The sequence below is a fragment of the Parabacteroides sp. AF48-14 genome, from assembly GCF_003477465.1.
GTDB classification, from domain to species: domain Bacteria; phylum Bacteroidota; class Bacteroidia; order Bacteroidales; family Tannerellaceae; genus Parabacteroides; species Parabacteroides acidifaciens.
Map to the genome: position 1 here is coordinate 1 of NZ_QUDI01000016.1, position 21,498 is coordinate 21,498.

At 44.6% G+C, this 21,498-nt stretch carries 12 protein-coding genes and 2 pseudogenes; 9 read left to right on the forward strand and 5 right to left on the reverse strand.

Going from position 1 to position 21,498, the window contains the following annotated elements:
- Positions 1–49: 49 nt before the first annotated feature.
- The 9 genes and pseudogenes from DW083_RS23575 to DW083_RS09180 form a co-directional block, all read left to right on the forward strand.
- A pseudogene (locus DW083_RS23575) lies at positions 50–1,884 on the forward strand (family 20 glycosylhydrolase); the annotation flags it as partial.
- A gap of 231 nt (positions 1,885–2,115) precedes the next feature.
- Complete coding sequence (locus DW083_RS23580; protein WP_370038938.1) at positions 2,116–4,488, forward strand: cyclically-permuted mutarotase family protein; 2,373 nt, start codon at positions 2,116–2,118, stop codon at positions 4,486–4,488.
- 86 nt (positions 4,489–4,574) lie between these two features.
- Complete coding sequence (locus DW083_RS09150; RefSeq protein WP_122332162.1) at positions 4,575–8,681, forward strand: hybrid sensor histidine kinase/response regulator transcription factor; 4,107 nt, start codon at positions 4,575–4,577, stop codon at positions 8,679–8,681.
- A gap of 184 nt (positions 8,682–8,865) precedes the next feature.
- Positions 8,866–12,018: a TonB-dependent receptor gene (locus DW083_RS09155; protein WP_122332163.1), complete on the forward strand. Its 3,153-nt coding sequence runs from the start codon at positions 8,866–8,868 to the stop codon at positions 12,016–12,018.
- Between the two features lie 23 nt (positions 12,019–12,041).
- Entirely contained in the window at positions 12,042–13,550 is a 1,509-nt protein-coding gene (locus DW083_RS09160; RefSeq protein ID WP_122332164.1) for a RagB/SusD family nutrient uptake outer membrane protein, read from the forward strand.
- Entirely contained in the window at positions 13,541–14,611 is a 1,071-nt protein-coding gene (locus DW083_RS09165) for an aldo/keto reductase (protein WP_233552028.1), read from the forward strand. Before DW083_RS09160 ends, DW083_RS09165 begins: the two co-directional genes overlap by 10 nt.
- A gap of 17 nt (positions 14,612–14,628) precedes the next feature.
- On the forward strand, positions 14,629–15,867 hold the full coding sequence (locus tag DW083_RS09170) for a DUF2264 domain-containing protein (RefSeq protein ID WP_122332165.1): 1,239 nt from the start codon (positions 14,629–14,631) through the stop codon (positions 15,865–15,867).
- Positions 15,804–16,619 carry a hypothetical protein gene (locus tag DW083_RS09175; RefSeq protein WP_122332166.1) on the forward strand — a complete coding sequence of 272 codons (816 nt, stop codon included), beginning with the start codon at positions 15,804–15,806 and terminating at the stop codon, positions 16,617–16,619. Before DW083_RS09170 ends, DW083_RS09175 begins: the two co-directional genes overlap by 64 nt.
- A 118-nt stretch (positions 16,620–16,737) precedes the next feature.
- Entirely contained in the window at positions 16,738–17,487 is a 750-nt protein-coding gene (locus DW083_RS09180; RefSeq protein WP_147382118.1) for a VOC family protein, read from the forward strand.
- 28 nt (positions 17,488–17,515) lie between these two features.
- Here the strand turns inward: DW083_RS09180 and DW083_RS09185 are convergent, their stop codons facing one another.
- The 5 genes and pseudogenes from DW083_RS09185 to DW083_RS09205 form a co-directional block, all read right to left on the reverse strand.
- A complete protein-coding gene (locus DW083_RS09185; RefSeq protein ID WP_122332168.1) occupies positions 17,516–18,115 on the reverse strand; it encodes a TIGR00730 family Rossman fold protein in 600 nt (199 codons plus the stop codon).
- Positions 18,115–18,861 carry a TIGR02757 family protein gene (locus DW083_RS09190; RefSeq protein WP_122332169.1) on the reverse strand — a complete coding sequence of 249 codons (747 nt, stop codon included), beginning with the start codon at positions 18,859–18,861 and terminating at the stop codon, positions 18,115–18,117. The genes DW083_RS09185 and DW083_RS09190 overlap by 1 nt, the downstream gene beginning before the upstream one ends.
- Positions 18,862–18,865: 4 nt before the next feature.
- Entirely contained in the window at positions 18,866–19,573 is a 708-nt protein-coding gene (locus DW083_RS09195) for a DNA alkylation repair protein (RefSeq protein WP_122332170.1), read from the reverse strand.
- On the reverse strand, positions 19,570–20,532 hold the full coding sequence (locus DW083_RS09200) for a 2-hydroxyacid dehydrogenase family protein (protein WP_122332211.1): 963 nt from the start codon (positions 20,530–20,532) through the stop codon (positions 19,570–19,572). The genes DW083_RS09195 and DW083_RS09200 overlap by 4 nt, the downstream gene beginning before the upstream one ends.
- Positions 20,533–20,578: 46 nt before the next feature.
- Positions 20,579–21,387, reverse strand: a pseudogene (locus DW083_RS09205) (alpha/beta hydrolase).
- Positions 21,388–21,498 lie beyond the last annotated feature (111 nt).

Genomic DNA, 21,498 nt, shown 5'->3' on the forward strand with positions numbered 1-21,498 from the left:
CATGCCGGAATTTCCGTTTCATGCGCATGGAATAAAAAATTTCCCGGGCATGGAATGGTTATCGGACTGCGGGATATCCGTCGTCGAATCGCCAGGTAACCGAAGACTGACCGTCAACAGGGTGAATAGTATTCCCGGTATTCCGGTTAATCCGGACGAAGCGTATAAACTGTGTGTCACATCTAACGAAATACGGATCGAGGCAACGACGGAAACAGGCGTCTACCGGGCTGTCCAGACCTTGCGGCAGCTGACGGAAAAGAAAGGAAAAGGCATTTCGGTCGCCGGCTGTGAAATAGTAGACTGGCCGGCTTTCCGGGTCCGCGGTTTTATGCAGGATGTAGGACGGAGTTACATCTCGCTTGAAGAGTTGAAGCGGGAAATCGCGGCCCTGTCCCGCTACAAAATAAATGTCTTTCACTGGCACTTGACCGAGAACCAGGCGTGGCGCCTGCAAAGCAAACGGTTCCCGATGCTGAGCGACAGCACGAACACAACCCGTATGCCGGGGAAATTCTATACGCTAAAAGAGGCACGGGAATTGGTTGATTTCTGCAAACGGCATTACGTCACGCTCATTCCCGAAATCGATATGCCGGGACACAGCGCCGCTTTTGTGCGCGCTTTCGGCCACGATATGCAGAGCCCGGAAGGATGAAGATATTAAAGCTCCTGCTGGACGAAGTATGCGAAACATTCGACGTTCCGTACCTGCACATCGGAACGGACGAGGTGAAGTTCACAAACCCTAATTTCGTACCCGAAATGGTCGCTTATGTCCGTTCCAAAGGGAAAAAAGTAATATCCTGGAATCCCGGCTGGCACTACAAACCGGGAGAAATAGACATAACGCATCTGTGGAGCTATCGGGGGAAAGCACAAAAAGGGATTCCCGCCATCGATTCCCGCTTCCATTACCTGAACCACTTCGATACGTTCGCCGACCTGTTCGCCCTCTATAACAGCCGTATCTACAACGAGCCGCAGGGCAGTGACGATCTCGCCGGGACGATCCTGGCCGTCTGGAACGACCGGATGATCCAACCGGAAGCGGACATCATCAAACAGAATAACTTCTATCCGAACATGCTTGCCATCGCCGAACGTGCCTGGCGCGGAGGAGGAACCGAATATTTCGACAAGCACGGGACTGTCCTTCCTCCGGAAAGCTGCGAAGAGTTCAAAGCTTTTGCCGATTTCGAGAACCGGTTGCTCTGGCATAAGGAACATTGTTTCCAGGGATATCCGTTCGCATACGTCAGGCAGACAAATGTCAAATGGCGCATTACGGATGCTTTCCCGAACCAGGGAAATCTGCACGAATCGTTCCCGCCCGAAAAAACGTTGGATACGCAATATACATACAACGGGAAAACATACGGAACCCGCGAGGCAAGAGGCGCCGGAATCTATCTGCGCCATGTATGGGGAACACTGGTTCCGGGTATTTACGAACAGCCGGAAGAGAATCATACAGCCTATGCCTGGACTTGGGTTTATTCACCTGAAGCGCAGGATGCCGGCGCCTGGATCGAATTCCAAAATTACAGCCGTTCGGAAATGGACCTGCCACCACTTCCCGGAAAATGGGATTATCGGGAAAGCCGCATATGGCTGAACGACCGGGAAATTCTTCCTCCTGTCTGGACAGCCACGCATCGCGAAAAGTCGAATGAGACGCTGCTCGGCAACGAAAACTGTGTGGTCCGTCCGCCCATCCCCGTCCATTTGGAGAAAGGATGGAACAAGGTCTTCCTCAAACTTCCTGTCGGCACATTCACGCAACCGGAAATCCGCTTACAGAAGTGGATGTTTACATTCGTATTTGTGACACCGGACGGTGAAAAGGCTGTCGACGGCCTCATCTATTCGCCGGATAAGGAACTTCCCGCCGTGCATGCACAGAAGGCTGACTGTGGCAACAACGTTACATACGACCACGGAAGGCTGCAAATGCCCGTTACTTACTCGGATAATATGGTGCTCCAACGGGAAAAGCCGCTTGTTATAGCCGGTATTGCCAATGCCGGGGAGGAAGTCACAGTCCGGATTGCCGGGCAACAAGGGCAGTCCGTGACGGGTGCAAACGGCAAATGGTCTGTTACGCTGCCGCCCATGAAAGCAGGAGGACCGTACACGTTAAGTATATCTGCCGGTTCCGAAAGACTGGATTATACAAATGTCTTGATCGGCGAAGTATGGCTTTGTTCCGGCCAGTCGAACATGGCGTTCCAGGTCAACAGTGCCATCGACAGCCAGCGGAAAGCTTTTCTGGAATTTGCTGCCGGGAAACCGCAAATCCGCCTTTTCGATATGAAGCCCCGTTGGGCGACAAATGCGGTGGAATGGGATGTTTCGGTATTGGATTCACTCAACAGGCTCCAATATTACCAGGATACCGAATGGAAAGAATGCAACGAAGAAACGGCAAATCGTTTCTCGGCTGTTGCCTTCGCTTTCGGGCAGATGCTTTCGGATAGCCTGCAGGTTCCTGTCGGGCTTATCCTGAATGCCATAGGCGGCTCGCCAACGGAAGCCTGGGTCGACCGTCAAACGCTGGAGGCAGAATTTCCGGATATTCTATACGACTGGAGACAGAATGATCTTATCCAGGAATGGGCTCGGGAACGCGCAAGCCTCAATATCAAAAAGTCAACAAATAAACAACAACGCCACCCGTATGAGCCGTGCTACCTGTACGAATCGGGCATACAGCCACTTGAAAAGTTCCCGATACGGGGCATCATCTGGTATCAAGGAGAATCGAATGCGCACAACATAGAAGCTCACGAGAAACTATTCCGCCTGTTGACGACAAGCTGGCGGGAAAACTGGCGGGAAGAACTTCCTTTCTATTACGTGCAGCTATCCAGCATCGATCGCCCCAGCTGGCCCCGGTTCCGCGACAGCCAACGCAAATTGATGCAATTCATACCGAACAGCGGCATGGCTGTCAGCAGCGACAAGGGAGATTCCTTAGATGTCCATCCGCGTTACAAACGTGAAATAGGAGAACGTCTTGCTCATTGGGCATTAAACAAAACATACGGCTACGATTGCCTGCCGTCCGGACCGTTATACCGTTCCGTCTCTTTCAAAGCCGATACGGCTTACATCACTTTTGATTACGGAGAAGGGATGCATAGTTCCGACGGCGGCGAATTGCGGACTTTTGAAATCGCGGAACATGATGGATTATTCGTACCTGCCGAGGCTCTAATAACCGATGGAAAGACGATAAAAGTATGGAGCAGCCAAATCAAGCATCCGAAATTCGTCCGTTATGGCTGGCAGCCTTTTACCCGCGCCAATCTGGTAAACAGGGAAGGACTTCCGGCTTCGACATTCTGTTCGGAGGCTTCGAAAGTCGACTGGTCCGGATTGCCCGACCTACCCGATGACGGTAAATCTGCATTGGGCGTATCCGCTCCATTCGCCGGCATCAGCAATGGGCAGCTATTAGTCGCCGGAGGCTGTAACTTTCCCGGCAAACCGGCAGCCGAAGGAGGGACCAAACAATATTACAGTGAAATCTATGCCTTAGATATCACCGGCCAAACATCGCCTGAATGGCGAGTGACCGGACAGCTATCCAAACCGCTGGCGTATGGCGCTTCTGTCGCAACACCCCAAGGTATTGTCTGGATCGGAGGAAATAACGACAAAGGGGCTTCCAAAGAGGTTTTCCTGGTAAACTGGCTGACAGCGGAAGGAAAGCCAAGTATCTCCAAACTCCCTGAACTGCCGGTAACAATGGATAATTTCGCAGCCGCTTATGCTGACGGACAGATATTCGTGACGGGAGGCAACCAACAGCAGAGCCCTTCAAACACACTCTATTCCCTCAGATTAACAGAATCGGGAAATGGAGAATGGACCCGGTTACCGGATTTTCCCGGTCCGGCCCGCATCCAGCCTGTATTAGCAGCCCAGCAATCCCAAGACGGCACACGTCTTTATCTAACAGGTGGTTTCCAGCCGGTTTCAGGCCGTCAGAGAGCCATTGTGTCGACAGATATGCTCTCTTATCATCCGGAGAAAAAAGAGTGGAGACAGGAAAGCATTCTGCCTTTTTCAGCAGAAGGTTCTCCCAATACCCTGACAGGCGGCTGCGCTGTCTCATCCGGCAACAGTTCCATCTTATTAATGGGAGGTGTCAACTACACCCGCTTTCGCGATGCGCTTAACCGTCCGTTAGGAATAGAACAGGCAACAGCTGCCGGTAACACTTTATTACAAGATTCCTTACAAAACGAAGCCGGTAATTACCTGCTACACCCGGTGGAATGGTATAAATTCAACACCAGCTTGTTGCAATACAACACCTTCACCCGGCAATGGAATGTCCTTGAAGAAAACGAAAAACTGGCACGCGCAGGAGCCGGGATTGCCATTAATGGGGACGAGATCATACTTATTAACGGGGAGCTAAAGCCGGGGATACGCACGCCGGAAATCAATATTTTCATATACGATCCCGATAAATAAAATAATGACAAAGGATAACCTATTTGTCACATCTTTCTATAACTTTGTCTCCTCATCTATTTGAATCAAAGTAATACTATTTTGTTATGCCTAAGAAAATCTTATTTTCCCTTCTATTCATAATAATAGCATTCACGAATCTGTATGCAGACAGTCGTTTTAGCGTTGAATCAAATTATAAAATCAGACGCGTGTCTCCGGAAGGAGGATTAAGCACAAACGGACAGCGTGACGTACGGCAAGATAAATGGGGATTCATTTGGGTTATCACCGTTAATAATTTATATCGGTTCGATGGTTATACCTTTAAACTTTATACCTACAAACTCAACAATACAACAACACCTATTTCTTGTGTTTTCGAAAGACTGGAGATCGACAAAACCGGAGATCTTTATGTAACATCCAATGTCGGTTTATTCAGATATAATTCCCTCACAGATAATTTCGACTGCTTATTAGAAGGCAGATGCTCTTTTATAAAAGAAGACTCAAAAGAAAGATTATGGCTATCCAATCCTTCTTCAATCGGTTTATTTGACCAGGACAGTCTTCTATTTACTCCAATAAAATCAGAAGAAAGTGACATTCCTAATGTTTCGAGTGTTTGTACGCAAGGTGGAAATATTTACATCGGGACAGCAACTGGCAAAATCTATTTATATGATGAAAATAAAAACACTTTCCGCCAAGTGCTTTACAATCCGGAATATAATATTGTCGATATCACATCCGAAGGTTCTCTACTCTACGTTCTGACAGAAAGTAAAGGATTGATTGTAATCTCCACCGAAAATCATCAAAAGATCAAACAATATGACTTTTTTTATCCACAAGGAGATACACGAGTTTCCGCCAGAGCTTTATTCATTGATAAATTTAATCATATATGGATTACCGGACAACGTGGAATATACATATTAAATCCCGAAACCGATGAATTCATCCATCATTCATACGAAAAGACAGATCCCTACGGATTGCCAAGCAATTCTATTTGGAGAATTGCCGAAGATGTACAAGGATGCTTGTGGTTCGGCACATATTCAGGTGGACTTTGTTTCATCAATCTCGATGAACAAAAGAGTTTAAAGTCATTCAATGGGCGAACTGATGAGTTAAGCTATTCAGTCGTCAGTAGTTTTGCCGAAGATGATAAATATTTATGGATAGGGACAGAGGGAGGAGGACTTAACAGATATGATAAACAGACAAACAAGTTTTCCTATTTTAAATACAGACCTAACCAAAACAGCCTCTCATACGACAACATCCAATGTTTACTATACTCAAACAATATGCTTTGGATAGGTATGTCACGAGGCGGCTTAGACTGTCTGAATACAAAAACAGAACATTTCACTCATTATACGATCAATAACAATATGCTAATAAATGATCATGTTGAAAGAATCGTTGCCGAAGCAGACTCGGGAATCTGGATCAAATATCTGATGAATAGAAATTATCTGACCTACTTATCAATAAAAGAGAACACAACCAAACATTTTAATTTCCAATCACTTCCTATTCAGCCAAATGGGGATATAAGTGACATAAAAAGAGGGAATGGAGATACCTTGTGGATCGCATCCTCCCAGCAACTACTAACAATGAATGTCCGAACACATGATGTACAAGTAGCCGGATATAAGCATTCGGATATAAAAGATATCCATAACATTAATATCCAGACCATCCATGTCGACAATAAGCAACAACTCATATGGATAGGAACCCAAGGTAACGGCTTGCTGGTTTATGATATATCCAAACAAAGCTTATTGCAAAAAGCCGATTTATCAAAATATAAAGTCCATTCCATTTACAGTATAAATAAAGACAGTAAAGGTAATATCTGGATGGGGACCGATAACAGCTTGTTCCGTATGAATATCGAAACCGGCAGACTTCAGCAATTTAATAAGGCAGACGGAGCACAAGGACAAACCTATTATCCTTTTTCAACATTTAAATCAAGTAATGGAGAACTCTATTTTGGAGGAAATGAAGGATTTACAATAATTGATCCGGCTAAAATCTCCTACAATGACTTTAAACCTAAAGTCATTATTTCTGACTTTTTACTTGATAACACATCGGTTATCCCCAATAATAAATATTCTCCGCTAAAATCCTCTATTTTCCAAACAAAGGAATTAACACTCAATCATTACCAGAATAATTTTTCTTTCGAGTTCACCTCGACCAATTACCTGAACTCCGATAAAAACCGTTTCCGCTATCGTCTTAAAAGATACGATGACAGATGGATCGAAACGGATGCAAGTCACCGATCCGTCTCATATTCAAAAGTACCCAAAGGCATCTACTATTTTGAAATTATGACGGCCAATAATGACGGCATATGGGGCGAACTCACCTCTCTTAAAATCACAGTCAAGCCTGCTCCATGGCTGACAAACTGGGCAATCACGGGATATATCATCTTATTTTCTATTATCCTCTATACATGTATTCGTTATTATAATTATCAACGCAAATTGAAAATGCGATATTACCTTGAAGAACGTGAACAAGAACAGAAAGAAGAATATCACCAGGCACAATTGATATTTTTCACAAACGTATCACACGATTTCCGTACCCCTCTCTCTTTAATTCTTGCGGCATTAGAACCTATCAAGTCCGGAAATCTCGCGGAAAAATACATCTCTATCCTCGAAAACAATGCCAAACGGTTAATAGCCTTAGTCAATGAAGTAATGGATTTCCGCTCTTTACAAAATAACAAGATCAGACTAAACCTGCAAACCGGTAACTGGAATCAGTTTGTGTCAGAAAATTGTTCCGACTTCTCCGAAGCCGCAGAACAAAAAGAGATAAGTTATACCACAGAACTGGATTTATCCATTACAACAGAGCTTTACTTTGATAAAAAAGTAATGGAAAAAATACTTCTGAATCTGCTCAATAATGCACTCAAATATACCCCAAACGGCGGAAAAATAAAAATTTCGACACTCTCTAATATAAACAACTTCAAAAGTTCATATACAAACAAGATCATTATCCGAACAGGAGATAATACACAAAACCTGTACGGATTGGTTATAAGCGATAGTGGAGTCGGTATTTCGGAAGCTTCTATCGGACATATATTTGAACGCTATTACCGGGTAAGCGAATCGAGCGGGATCCAACATTTAGGCTCAGGCATAGGACTTGCATTGGTAAAAAGCCTGGTAGAGCTTCATAAAGGTTATATCGCTGTCTATAGCGAAAGAGATAAAGGCTCCGATATAGTAATCGGTTTCCCAATCGATATATCCGCCTACGAAAAAGACAATTTTAATAACGAGATTGCAAGTCAACCCCTACTATCCGGAAATAAATTAACGAGCCATTCTGCTCTCACAAGCCAGCATATAACTCCTGCACCTCTTCCGGACTTAAAGACAAAAAACATTCTTTTTGTCGAAGACAATGACGATCTAAGAGAGTTATTAGCGGAAATGCTTCGGGAATATTATAACGTAAAAGAAGTTACAAACGGCCAAGATGCATTAAAACAAATAGAGGATGATAATATAGATCTGGTCCTGACTGACATCATGATGCCGGGAATGAATGGTATTGAACTGAGTAAACATATTAAAGAAAATATCGACAGTTCCCATATACCCGTTGTTATATTAACAGCCAAAACCGGAGATGAGAACCAGATAGAGGGCTTATATTCCGGTGCAGACATTTATTTGAAAAAGCCAGTCAATAAAGATATTTTATTATTGAGTATCTCAAATCTTTTCAAGCAACAGGCGAGAATAAAAGAATATTATGCCAAGCACTATTTCGCGCAGACAGACAATAATGAAACATCTATAAATAAAAGGGATGCTGAATTCATGAAACAATTTACGGAAGTCATAGAAAGAAATCTGTCCAACACAGAAATCGATGTATTACAAATTGCCTCTAATTTGGCAATGAGTAGACGTACACTCTATGGCAAAGTAAAAGCTCTGACCGGGCAATCAATCGTCGAATTCATCCGGAACTACCGGTTAAGAAAAGCAGCCCAGATATTAGCACAAGAAAATATCTCGATCAGTGCTGTAATGGAACGGGTAGGAATCGATAACGCCTCCTATTTCTCCCGAATATTTAAAACAGAATTTGGAGAATCTCCCTCCGATTTTGTTTCCAGACATCATAAAGAACCCAAGTAAAAAGAAACAGTCTTTGTTCTCAGGTGCACTTCATTTGTATTAATTGGCATTTTATGCGGAAATAAAACAATTTGCGAAAAAATGTTAGTTAATGGCCATTTTGTTCTATCCTCATCAATATCTTATCCATAATTTTAGCCTCAAGGAGATAACCGAGCTTCGTAAAACTTTAAATTAACATTATATGAAAAAGATCATTGATTCATTCCGGCAGGTAGGAATTATACTTGCTTTTTTGTTGAGTACGACAATTCTGTTTGCTCAACAAAAAATAACAGGAGTCGTAAAAAGTGCGTACGATGAGCCATTAATAGGTGTCAATGTCGTCGTCAAAGGAAGTACCCAAGGTACCGTTACAGATTTTAATGGCCGCTATTCAATCGAAGTGCCCAATAATAAATCTGTATTAGAATTTACTTACATCGGATTTGTATCTCAACAAATAACTGTTGGTAACAAATCAACAATCGACATTACTTTAGTTGAAGATTCTAAAGCTCTTGAAGAAGTTGTCGTTGTAGGATACGGAACAGTTAAAAAGAGCGATCTGACAGGAGCCGTTTCGTCTATCAAATCAGAAGAACTGCAAAAGCTTCCCATGACCTCTTTGGACCAGGGTATTCAAGGAAGAGCAGCAGGTGTTCAGGTGACCAATACTTCCGGTGCTCCCGGAGGCCAGGTTTCGATACGTGTACGTGGAGGGAACTCTCTTTCCAGTAGCAACGAACCCTTATATGTAATCGATGGTTTTCCCGTTGGGGCCGGAGCCATGGCAGACGGTAACCAGAACGGGGCAATCGCAAATAACGGAATGGTAACTATCAACCCAAATGATATCGAATCCATAGAGATACTAAAAGATGCATCATCTGCCGCTATATATGGTTCTCGTGGTGCAAACGGAGTTGTTCTGATCACGACCAAACGAGGTAAAACAGGAAAAACCAAAGTAACTTATGACGGCTACTTTGGCATTCAAAATATTGCCAACAAAATGGAAATGATGAACGGTGAGGAATTTGCCACCATGTCTAATATCGCAGCCGAGAATGGAGGAGTGGCTCCCATTTACGGAGGAGCAAACGAGAAATGGAAAGAACCTTCCTATTACCGTAACAACAGTACAGACTGGCAAGACCTGATCTTCCGTACTGCTCTTATGCATAACCATCAAATAAACCTGAGCGGGGGATCTGAATCCAATCAATATGCCATTACCGGAAATTTCTTTAGCCAGGATGGCATCGTCATCAATTCGGATCTGAAACGCGCCTCCCTCAGGGCAAACATCGATTCAAAGATTTCCAATTGGATTAGTGTACAGACTTCTCTTACTGCCAGCCGTACATTTTCAAATGTTGCTTTTTCCGAAGGTGACGGTGCCCAAGGCGGCGGTGTAATCAACGGAGCTCTCGCAATCCCTTCAACCATGTACGTATACAATGAGGATGGAACATATTCGACTATGAACCAGACTCCCTATGGAGTAACAACAGGCAATCCTTACGCATTGGCTGAATTGGCAAAAGATAAATCCACCATCGATCGGGTAATTGCAAATGTCAACCTAAAGTTTAATCTTAACAAGATCACCGATGGGCTTGCCCTTGAAATACGCGGAGGAACAGACTATTCAAATGCTTTTCGCGACTCATATCTCCCTTCAACTGTTTTTCAGGGAGAGAGCGACAACGGTATCGCAACAAAAGGATGGAACAGGCGTTCAGTCTACCTGAATGAAAACTTATTGACTTATCAGAAAACATTCGGAAAACACGCTATCAATGCTGTAGCCGGTCTGACAATACAATATGACGACGAAATAAAAGGAAGAACGATCGTTTCCGGATTTGTAAACGACGTATTGGAAGATAACAGCATGGGATCGGCAAGTACCACCAAAGGAACTCCGACCTCATCAAGATGGTCTTCCCAGATGGCATCCTGGCTGGGACGTATCAACTATAATTATGCTGACAGATATCTATTGACTTTGACAGGACGTGCCGACGGCTCTTCTAAATTCGGTGTCAATAACAAATGGGGATTTTTCCCGTCCGCAGCCTTAGCTTGGCGTGTAACCGAAGAAGCCTTTATGGAAGACGCAGACTGGCTCAGCAATATGAAATTACGCGCAAGCTATGGTTTGACCGGTAACCAAGGATTCGGAAGTTATTCTTCTGTAGCGAGTCTATCACAATACTCCTACAATTTAGGAGGAGACAAAGCAACCGGATTCGCCCCCAATAAGATTCCTAATTCGAACTTAAAATGGGAAACAACTTCGAACTTAGACCTGGGATTGGACTTTGGCTTTATCGACAATCGCCTGAAGTTTAACGTCGACTATTATTATAAAAAGACAAAAGATCTTCTCTGGAATGTTTCAATTCCTCTCTCTTCCGGTTTCGGTTCCATTTTCAGTAATCACGGGACACTTCGAAACTGGGGTATTGAGGCAAGTGTAAGCTACGACCTGATTACAAGTAATAAGCCCGGAGCCTTTACATGGAGCACCACGCTTATGTATTCGATGAATAGAAACAAGGTTTTGAGTATGCCGGATGTGACACCAGGCAGACCGGACGGATATCTTTCCGGGCATTTAAGAGTGGAAGGAAGCTGGCTGGAAGAAGGTTATCCGGTTGGTATATGGAAATACTATATGTACGACGGTGTATTCGAAAATCAAGAGATGATGGATGCTACCATTGTGAATGCCAATGGCGAGACTGTAGCAAAACATCCGAAATCATTGACAACCGATGGATTAGGTTCTGCTAAATTTAAAGATCTGAACCAGGATGGCAAAATCGATCGTGAAGACTGGGCTGTGATCGGAGATCCGAATCCCGATTTCATTTTTAGCTGGACAAACAACTTTACATACAAGAACTTCGATTTAAGTATCTTTATTAATGGAAGTATAGGAAACGATATTATGAACCTTGGACGTGGAGAATATGCAATGGTATCTCCATTCGCTTCACAACGGAAAGATATGCTGAACTACTGGACTCCGAATAATACGCACACAGACATCCCTGCACCTCGTCTTGCACCACATGCCTATTTACCTTTATCATCATACATGATCGAAGATGGCTCCTATGTTCGCTTGAAAAATATCGTACTGGGATATCGTTTCCCCATTAAAAAATATATTGAGTCATTAAGACTTTATGTCAGTGCTCAAAACTTATTTACCATAACCAGCTATACCGGTTTTGATCCAGAAGTAAACAGTAAAGGGCAAAACAACCGGCAGTTGGGAGTAGATTACAATGCCTATCCGACAAGCAAAGTATTTACAATGGGTGTTAATATCGCTTTTTAATTAACTCATAAATCAGAATTGTTATGAAATCGATCTATAAAATTATATTTGTCAGCCTTATTTTTATGGGGCTAATGACCTCTTGTTTTGACAAATTCCTGGAAGAAGATGTATATGATTTTCTTTCTCCTAACAACTTTTACAAAACAGAGGCCGATGCCGAAGCTGCTGTAAATGCGATATACAGCCGGTTGGTATCCAGTGAAGATAACGACATATCATTCCACCGGGCGGCATTGATGATCGGAGAATATCCGGCAGAATGTTCTTCTGCACAAACTTCAACTGTCCCGTATCGCCTTGCATTTGAATTTTATACATGGACTCCCAATACAGACGGCATTGAATTGGTCTGGAAATTCTTCTATCAAGTCGTTTTCCGGACGAATGTAGCGATTGAAAACATTCCGAATATAAGTGGTGATCCGGTCAAAATCAAACGGCTGGAAGGGGAGGCCCGATTCCTGAGAGGACTTGCATATCTCTATCTGATACGTTTGTTCGACAATGTGCCTCTCACGACTGCATCCGAACAAAATGACCAGAATCTTCCAAACATGGGAACCAGTGATGCCGTCTTCAAACAAATCATTGAGGACCTCACATTCGCGGAATCAGCTTTACCGGATTCCTACAACGGGAATAATGTCGGACGTGCAACCAAAGGAGCAGCTCAGGCATTTTTAGCAAAAACCTATCTTACGATGGCCGGATATCCATGGAATAAAACAGAAAACTATGCTTTAGCCGCAACAAAATGTGAAGATATTATCAAATCCGGCAATTACGAACTGGACTCTAATTATGCTATGAACTTTAAAGAGGCCGGAGAACATAACAAAGAATACATCTTTGATGCCGAATTTCAACAAAATCTGAATGGTTCCAACTGGGTAAACATGTCCAGCATACGTGACCAAAATGTTTGTGGAATGGCTGGCTGGTCTTCATTCGGAGGGACCATGAACTTTTATGAAGACATGTTGAAAAACAACCCGGGTGACAAACGCTTGGCTACAAACATCATTTTATCGTTCATCGATACAAAAACAGGAGAAGAGAAAGTCTGGGGAAAAGATTTTGATGTAAACAAAGGATTGGTACATACCTGGAAATACATTGATCCGGAAGAGACTGGCGTAGGTGACCAGAACTCAAATCTGAATTATCACTTCACCCGCTATGCAGACGTATTATTAATGCATTCGGAGGCCGTTAATAATGCCAACGGATTCAACGGTTCATACGACAAATACTATGGCATCAACCGGGTTAGGGAACGTGCAGGTTTGGATGCGCTCGCCAATCTGGATAAAGAAGCATTTAATAAAGCACTTATTTGGGAACGGGTTGTAGAATTATGCTATGAAGGTCATCTCTGGTATGACTATAAGCGCATGAATTGCATGGAAGAACGTGTTGCCCGTAAAGGTGTCGATATCGGAACAAACAAAAAATATTATGTCTATCCGATTCCAGTCAACGAATTGAGTAGAAATCCAAATCTGGAACAACATCCGTTATGGAAATAAGAAAAGAAAAAGATATGGAAGATTTCACCAGAAGAGATTTTATAAAAGGGGTGGTCGGTGCAGGGATCTCACTGATTGCTGCAGACAGTCTGGCTTCGGTATCGATGGATATGGCAACAATAAAAAATCCTTATGATGCCAAAGGGCTACCGACCACAGAACTGGGAAAAACAGGAGTTATCATCCCGAGAATGGTCTTGGGCCTGGGAAGTCGATTCTGCCACATAGATGAAGATGAGGAAGCGTATGAAATGCTTAACTATTCTCTCGATAACGGTTTCTATTACTGGGACACGGCGCATGCTTACGATAATACCATTGCACTTCCCCCGGGAAAGAAAAAATCCCCCCGGCATATCATCAGCGAAGTACGCGTGGGCGAGGTTGTCAAATACAGGCGCAAAGAAATTTTCCTTTCTACAAAAGTAACAGCCCGCGAACCGGTGGAATCGATGAAAGAAATCGAACTCAGCCTAAAGCGGCTCAATACCGACAAGTTGGATATGCTGAAAATACACGATGTGCAATCCATGGAAGATGTCGACCAAATGAGTAAAAAAGGCCACTTAATCGATATTCTCCATCGGTTAAAAGAAGAAGGGGTTACCCGCTTCATAGGCTTTTCCGGTCATGGAGATGCACAAGCGTTAAAAGAATTAGCCAATCGGGGAAATTTCGATAGCATGCTGGTTGCGATGAACCACTGGAATCCTCAACAACCGTCTCCGCGTCAAGAGGTCGCTGTTCCGGCAGGAAAGAAAAACAAAATGGGTGTACTCATTATGAAAGCCGTCCGCCCTAAAGAGACAATACCAGGCTTGCATGCTCCTGACCTTGTCAGATATGCCCTCTCACTAAAAGGACCGGATGCCGTTGTTATCGGTATGGATAGTAAAGCAGTGGTAGATTCCAATCTGGAAATACTCCGCTACTTCAAAAAACTATCTCCGGAACGGATGAAAGAACTGGCCATACAGCTTGAACCATTCTATCGTCACGAGAATCTTCCTTGGATGCAAGATAACTATATTGACGGTATGTGGGAAACTATGTCTGTATAATCAATTAAGTTAATACCATGAGAAAGATTTTATTATATTTCATTATTGCTACCGGTTTACTTTCCTCCAATGTACTATCGGCGAATCCGCTAAAGGTGAAAGAAAATAAGCAAATCAGTCCCTATACCGGATATACAAGAGCACATTGGCTGGAAATAACCGAACAGCTAATAGCCGGAGCTTTAAACTATGTAAATCCGGAAACAGGCATATTCGATTTACCAAAATCGACCGGAGCTTATTTGGATTTGGAGGATTTCAGGAATGAAAACCAGGCAAGGATAATGGAACGGATCATGGTTGGTGTTATTATTTACACGACTGCTACAGGAAAAGACGAAGTACCCGGATATAAGGGCTCCATTACAAAGCCTTTTATCAAAGCAATAACCAGAGGTACAGATCCCGAAAACGAGGATTATTGGGGAGATCCCGATCCGAACGATCAAATAGGCGTATCGTTTGCATTGGGTATATACGCCTGCCCGAAACGTTTTTGGGATCCGTTGACAGACAAACAAAAGAAAAATCTGGTCAACTTTTTCCGGAAACAATCATTCAACACAACTTATCATAACAATCACTACTTCTTCCATCTGTTTGCAACTTCACTTATTGAAAAGTATGGAAATGGTATCGAGTCAAACCGGGAACACCATACCCATATGATCAACAGACTTTTAGGTTGGTATAGAGGAGATGGCTGGTTTATAGATGGGAATAATCGGGGATTCGATTATTACAATCTCTGGGGATTCCAGCTCTTCAACCAAATGATTTATAAATACGATCCTGCCTGGAAAGAACAATTTGGGAATAAAATACAAGATATAGCCTCTCGCTTCCTGAAAGTTGTGCCCTATCAATACGCCCGTAGCGGAGGACACATCCCATGGGGCAGATCGCTGACCTACCGGTTTGCCAGTAATGCAGCAATCGGATGGACCGTTATCAATAATAACAACACATTATCACCGGGAATGGCCAGGCGCATCCTGTCCGGAGATTTAAAATATTTCTGGGAAAACGGCTGTATGGGAGAAAACGGATTACTGAATATCGGCTATTGGGGCAAAAACCAAAGTCTCGCCGAAACCTATATTGTTCCCGGTGATCCCTATTTCGCCATGCATGCTTATGCTGCCTTTTACTCCCGGCTGATCACCCGTTCTGGACGGAAAAGGAAGAGCCTATGCCCGCTGACATCGCCGGAGGGAAGGTCGTTGTTGACGGAGCTCAATTCACTCTCAATGTAACACCTGTAGACGGGGATGCACGTTTATATCCGGTAGGACAACCTTTCGACAGAGCAGTCTGGCAAACTCCGATCAAATATAATCAACATACTTATTCGGCGACTATCGGCTTTTGCCTGACCGGTGAAGGAGGAGAAGATATCGGAGCAGGACGAACCGGATATTCATACGACGGAAAAAAATGGATGTATAGATCGCGAAGTCGTTCTTTATTCATGACACCGGATCATATCGCGAGTGTATATCATCTGCGATCCATGAACAAAGAAGACCACACGCCGGAATTTCAAAAAGATGAATTGATTACTCATACATTAATCGGCAATGACGGAGAAATCCATATATTCTGGCATAATTATCCGGATTCATTATTCCTGTCAATCGGAGGATATGGAATCTGTGTTCCTCACAACGGTGAATTAGAAAAAGACCGGTCTGCACAAAGATTATGTATTCATGGCGGAAACTATTATTCAACATTACAGACAATTCAGGCGCCAGAGGGGAATATTAATTCGACTTTATTAAAACCTCGTAAAGGATGGGAGCATACACACCTATTCGGTGGATTAGGAGCTTATTGCTTCTGGCAAAGCAAGGCAGGAGTACCTCCACATACACCGATAGTAGTCTACGTAAACGGAACAAAAGACCGGGTTCCGGCAGACGTTAATGTTAGCGTTACAAAAACATTCGACGGGTTAATTATCACTTTTGAAGGGAAACAGTATCCAATTAAAATCATTAACTGATATGATGTGTAGAAAAATATTCATAGTCCTTCTTACCGGATTAATATCAATCTGTTCGCTCATAGCACAGGAAACAAAACGTCCGGCAATATGGGGGATCGCCAAAATGACATTTCTTGTGAGCGACATGGAGATGGCACGGGAATATTACGGACGTTTCCTCGGATTCGATGAAGCCTTTTCTTATCCGTCTCCATTAGGAACAGTTGTGTCGTTTAAAATAAATGATCGTCAATTTCTGGAATTTATTGTCGATAAGCAAGCCAAACAAAAGAAACGTCTTGTCTCTCTCTCGCTGGAAACAGAATCCGTACCAGAGATGCGACGTTATTTGCAATCACAGGGTATGGACGTCTCCCAATGCATCACAGACGGAGCAGGGAACGAGGTTATTGTTACACAAGATGCTGCAGGAAACAAAATCGAGTTCATCGATCTCAAAGCAAATGGACTGCACCGGAAATCCAAAGGAATATTTCTGTCTGAAAACAGAATTTCCAAACGTATTCATCATACCGGCTTATACGCCAAAAGTATTGATGAACAAGATCCTTTCTGGGTTAAGGTTCTGAAATGTAAAGAAATCGTCAGATATCCGCTGGACAAAACCCAGCCCGGTGTTATCCAATATCTGGGCTTAGTTAATTGTACCGAAAACATCGAACACTATTCGCCTTGTGACGAAAACTTTGGTCATCCATGTTTCCTCGTTGAAGATATGCAGGAAACGATCTACACCTTAAAGGAAAGGAGAAATGGGCAAACCATAAACCAACCTTCCATAGGAAGGACAAAACGCTGGTTACTGAACCTTTTAACTCCGGATAATACGAAAGTCGAATTTACAGAAGCATATTGCATAAAGTAAATTCACCATTACAATGCACAGGTAACACCTATACCAGCGCCATCTTACGTATATCCGCATCCCAGACCGGCTCCGTATAGATCAGTTCCACCGCTTCAGCCGGGGTAGAGGCCACCGCCCAGAGGCCGGCGTGTTGAGGACGCATGAAATGTTCGTCTACGGCTTTACGGAACATTTCCAACAGGGGATCGAAATAGCCGTTTATATTCAGGATCACAATTGGGTTGAGATACAAGCCTAACTGTTTCCAGGTGATCACTTCCAACAGTTCTTCCAGCGTACCGCAACCGCCGGGAAGGGCAATCACGGCATCCGACAGATCGGCCATCCGTTGTTTGCGTTCGTGCATATTGTCGACTTCGACCAATTCGGTTAGTCCCTTATGGCACCAGTTCTGTTCGACCATAAAATGGGGAATTACCCCTGTAACGGTTCCTCCGGCAGATAACGTACCATCCGAAACGGCACACATCAAACCGGTATTTCCCGCGCCATTCACGACACGTAACCGGCGTTCACCCAACAGACATCCCAACTCGGTAGCCGCCTCCTGATAGGCAGGGGGCACTTGCGTGCTGGAAGCGCAATACACACAAACCGAAGTAATCTTATTTCTCTCTTTTTCCATTATTCTTTCTTCTTATTGATATCATAGCCAAACAAGGCGAAATCTCCTAAGCAAGGATCGTCGGGAAAGATACAGGCCAGAGCTTCCGTTATTTCAAGCGCCGTTTTCAAGGTGGCTGTACGTTGTGCGGTCAATCCCAACTCCAACGAGATCTGATGTACGTGCGTATCCAACGGGATAATCAACTGGCGGGGATGAAAAGCCGTCTTCCAGATACCGAAATCGACGATTCCATCGGTGCGGATCATCCAACGCAGGAACATAGCCAGACGCTTACAGGCGGAACTTCCGTTCATCACCGGAATGCCGTTGATACCGGAAAACAAATCCTGTAGCTTCATGACCGGATTCGGGTGGGGGCTCGCCGCCAAAGCGTCTTCCAGGGAATCATATTCCCCATAGATAGCGTTCAAGCGGTCACACAAATCACGCAAATCAGAATGTGTATAAAAGCGATAGAACGTATCCCGCTTGCCTGCAGGGACATCCGAAACCAATTCTTTGTAACGTCCGGACATAATCCATTCATAAGGACTTCCGCCCATCCGGTCATGCAGCCAACCGGCTTTCCGGAGAATCAGTTCACGCCGTCCGTAGGAGATCCAGGAGGTGATAAAACCGGATATCTCGATGTCCCGTTTCTCCGTATAGCGGTGGGGGAACTGAACCGGATCATCCGGAATAAAAGACTTCACATTATACGTTCCTGCCCATTCTTTCAGGCGCTTTTCAGTCTGTTTATCCATCCGGTCATTTCTTTTTCAGGAAATACTGCCGCTGGTCTTCGGGGTAATGCTCGATGGCATAGCGAAGGGCTGTCCGGGGAAGTAGTGTCGCATTGCGTTCTAAAAAGTCGGTAAGTGTATCGCGATCTTTCTTTCCGACCTCACGAAGCATCCAGCCTACAGCTTTATGCATCAGGTCATGTTTATGCGTCATCAGTTTCTCGGCAAGCGCAAGTGTATCAGTAAAATCCGAGCGACGGATAAAAGCCCAAGTGCAGACGATAGAGATCCGCTGCTCCCAGAGGTTATCGCTTTCAGCCAGTTCATACAGAATGGAACGATCCTTATCCACGAGATACTCGCCGACAACATCCCGGCAGGAGAGATCCACCAGATCCCAGTTATTGCACCGGCGCGTATTCTTCAGATAGAAATGATAAATCTTTTCCCGCTCTTCAGCAGTCGTCTTCCGATCCTGGGTACGATAGACCAGAATCAGTAAGGCACAAAGACGCGCCTCGTGCCAAGGGCTGTCCAGCAAACGCTGCAATTCATCGAAAGGCATTGCTTTATTGGCTTTCGCCACACTGCGGGTTTGCGGCACGACAACGCCTAAGAAGCGGTCGCCTTCGCCATATTGTCCCGGTCCGGTCTTAAAGAAGCGGCTCAGGTGGACAGCTTTCTCCGGCGAGCCGACCGATTGCAGTTCGCTCAGTACGAAATCCGCCGTCATGGACGCAGGACCCGTGACACAGGACGGTCGCCTTCCAGGAATCCGATTACGTTATTGCAGACCGTACGTGCCATGATGATACGCGTTTCTAATGTCTGCGTACCGATATGAGGAGTGAGGACCACATTGTCCATTTCCAGTAGCTCAGGCGAAGGATAGTCGCCGAACTCGAATACATCCAGACCGGCTCCATGAATCGTTCCGTCTTTCAAAGCCTCTACCAGGGCCTTTTCATCGACCAGCGGACCACGTGCCGTATTGATCAGGACAGCGGTCGGTTTCATCTGTTTCAGCTCGGCTTCACCGATGATATGATAGGTTTCCGGAGTGTAAGGGGCATTCAACGAAACATAATCGGACTGGGCAAGCAGTTCTTCCATAGAGGCATATGTCACGTTCAGCTTCGTTTCCTCCTCGACATAGAGCTGGCGACGATTATGGTAGAGGACTTCCATTCCGCAGGCATTCGCCCGTTTGGCAAGCGCTTTCCCGATACGTCCCATACCGATAATACCCAATGTCTTTCCGGTTACGTTGATACCTAAGTTTTCCAGTACGCCGACCTTCATGTCGTGACCCAGCGTGCGCAGTTTACGGTCGCATTCCGTGATGCGACGGGCCACATCGAGCATAAGTCCGAGTGCGAGGTTGGCAGTAGGGGCTGTTACCGGGTCGGGAGTATTCGCAACCGTAATGCCTTTTTCGAGGCAATAGGCAACGTCGATATTGTTATAGCCGACGGCATAGTTGGCCACTAATTTCAAATTGGGTGCATGATCCACCAATTCCTTGTTTACAGGGAAATCGAACATCGAGCACAACACATCGTACTCCGGTATCATCTCAAAAACTTCTTCATACGTGAAGTCTCTTCCTTCCGGAAAAGTAACCTCATACTTGCTTTCCAGCTCGGTAAAACCCTCGCGGAACATGTCGTAGGTAACTAATATCTTTGTCATAAGCAGTTCTTTTATCAAATACAAAAGTACAAAATTATCTATTACTTTATTTCTTCTTTTCGTGCTCTCTGATAAACTGGATGGCGAGCGGGAAACCGGCCGCACACATGGAGCCGTGGTCAAAACCGCCTAATTCATAAAGGGTCACATCGGGATGGCCTAAGAGTTTGAAGAGACGGTAGAAGTAGGCGGCTTCTTCGTAGCGGCCATAGAGTTCTTTTTCGCGATCGCCGGAGAGGATCAGGATGGGGGCGCAGTCTTTCCGCACATGATACAAAGGCGCTGTCTCGTCGATCGTAGGCTGCAAGGGGTTCAGCCTTGGCGGTTGCGGGTTTCGAAATGCGTGATCACCTGGCCGCTGAAAGGGATGATTCCGGCCAGCTTGTCGGCATCTTTCCCATAACGGGCGAGCAGTTTCTTGTCCAGGCCGACCATATCGACCAGATAACCTCCAGCAGAGTGGCCGGCGATATAGATAGAGGAGGTGTTGCCCCCGTATTTGCCGATATTATCGAACACCCAGGCGATTGCTGCGGCGGCATCATCCACGATATCCATCGTTTTCACATGTGGCGACAGGCGGTATTCAACACCGACGACCACCATATTATCCGTCAACAGTTGCGTCGGGACTTCCCGGCTTCCACCCGTCAGTCCGCCGCCATGAAACCAGACGACAACCGGCACATCTTTCACTCCCGGCTGGTAAGCGATATCCAGACGGCACATCTTGGAGGCATATTCATCCTCCGCATTCCCACGATAAGAGACATTACGCTCATAGGTATAATCGGCTGCAAAAGCCATTGCAGAAAACCATATAAGCAGAAAGGCTAACCCAATTCTATTCCTCATACTTCACTCTAAATTTGAATTGATAAAACACAAGTATTCATCTTTCAAATGTAGTCAGCTTTTTACAACTAAACAAACAATTGCCCATTTCTCGGCATCTTTTTCCGATAA

Excerpts from the sequence above, each read along its gene's own strand:
- DW083_RS09175 (WP_122332166.1), top strand. The coding sequence starts at position 15,804 with ATGCCCGCTGACATCGCCGGAGGGAAGGTCGTTGTTGACGGAGCTCAA.
- DW083_RS09190 (WP_122332169.1), bottom strand. The coding sequence starts at position 18,861 with ATGGATAAACAGACTGAAAAGCGCCTGAAAGAATGGGCAGGAACGTAT.
- DW083_RS09170 (WP_122332165.1), top strand. The coding sequence starts at position 14,629 with ATGAGAAAGATTTTATTATATTTCATTATTGCTACCGGTTTACTTTCC.
- DW083_RS09155 (WP_122332163.1), top strand. The coding sequence starts at position 8,866 with ATGAAAAAGATCATTGATTCATTCCGGCAGGTAGGAATTATACTTGCT.
- DW083_RS09185 (WP_122332168.1), bottom strand. The coding sequence starts at position 18,115 with ATGGAAAAAGAGAGAAATAAGATTACTTCGGTTTGTGTGTATTGCGCT.
- DW083_RS09150 (WP_122332162.1), top strand. The coding sequence starts at position 4,575 with ATGCCTAAGAAAATCTTATTTTCCCTTCTATTCATAATAATAGCATTC.
- DW083_RS09195 (WP_122332170.1), bottom strand. The coding sequence starts at position 19,573 with ATGACGGCGGATTTCGTACTGAGCGAACTGCAATCGGTCGGCTCGCCG.
- DW083_RS23580 (WP_370038938.1), top strand. The coding sequence starts at position 2,116 with ATGAAAGCAGGAGGACCGTACACGTTAAGTATATCTGCCGGTTCCGAA.
- DW083_RS09160 (WP_122332164.1), top strand. The coding sequence starts at position 12,042 with ATGAAATCGATCTATAAAATTATATTTGTCAGCCTTATTTTTATGGGG.
- DW083_RS09200 (WP_122332211.1), bottom strand. The coding sequence starts at position 20,532 with ATGACAAAGATATTAGTTACCTACGACATGTTCCGCGAGGGTTTTACC.
- DW083_RS09165 (WP_233552028.1), top strand. The coding sequence starts at position 13,541 with ATGGAAATAAGAAAAGAAAAAGATATGGAAGATTTCACCAGAAGAGAT.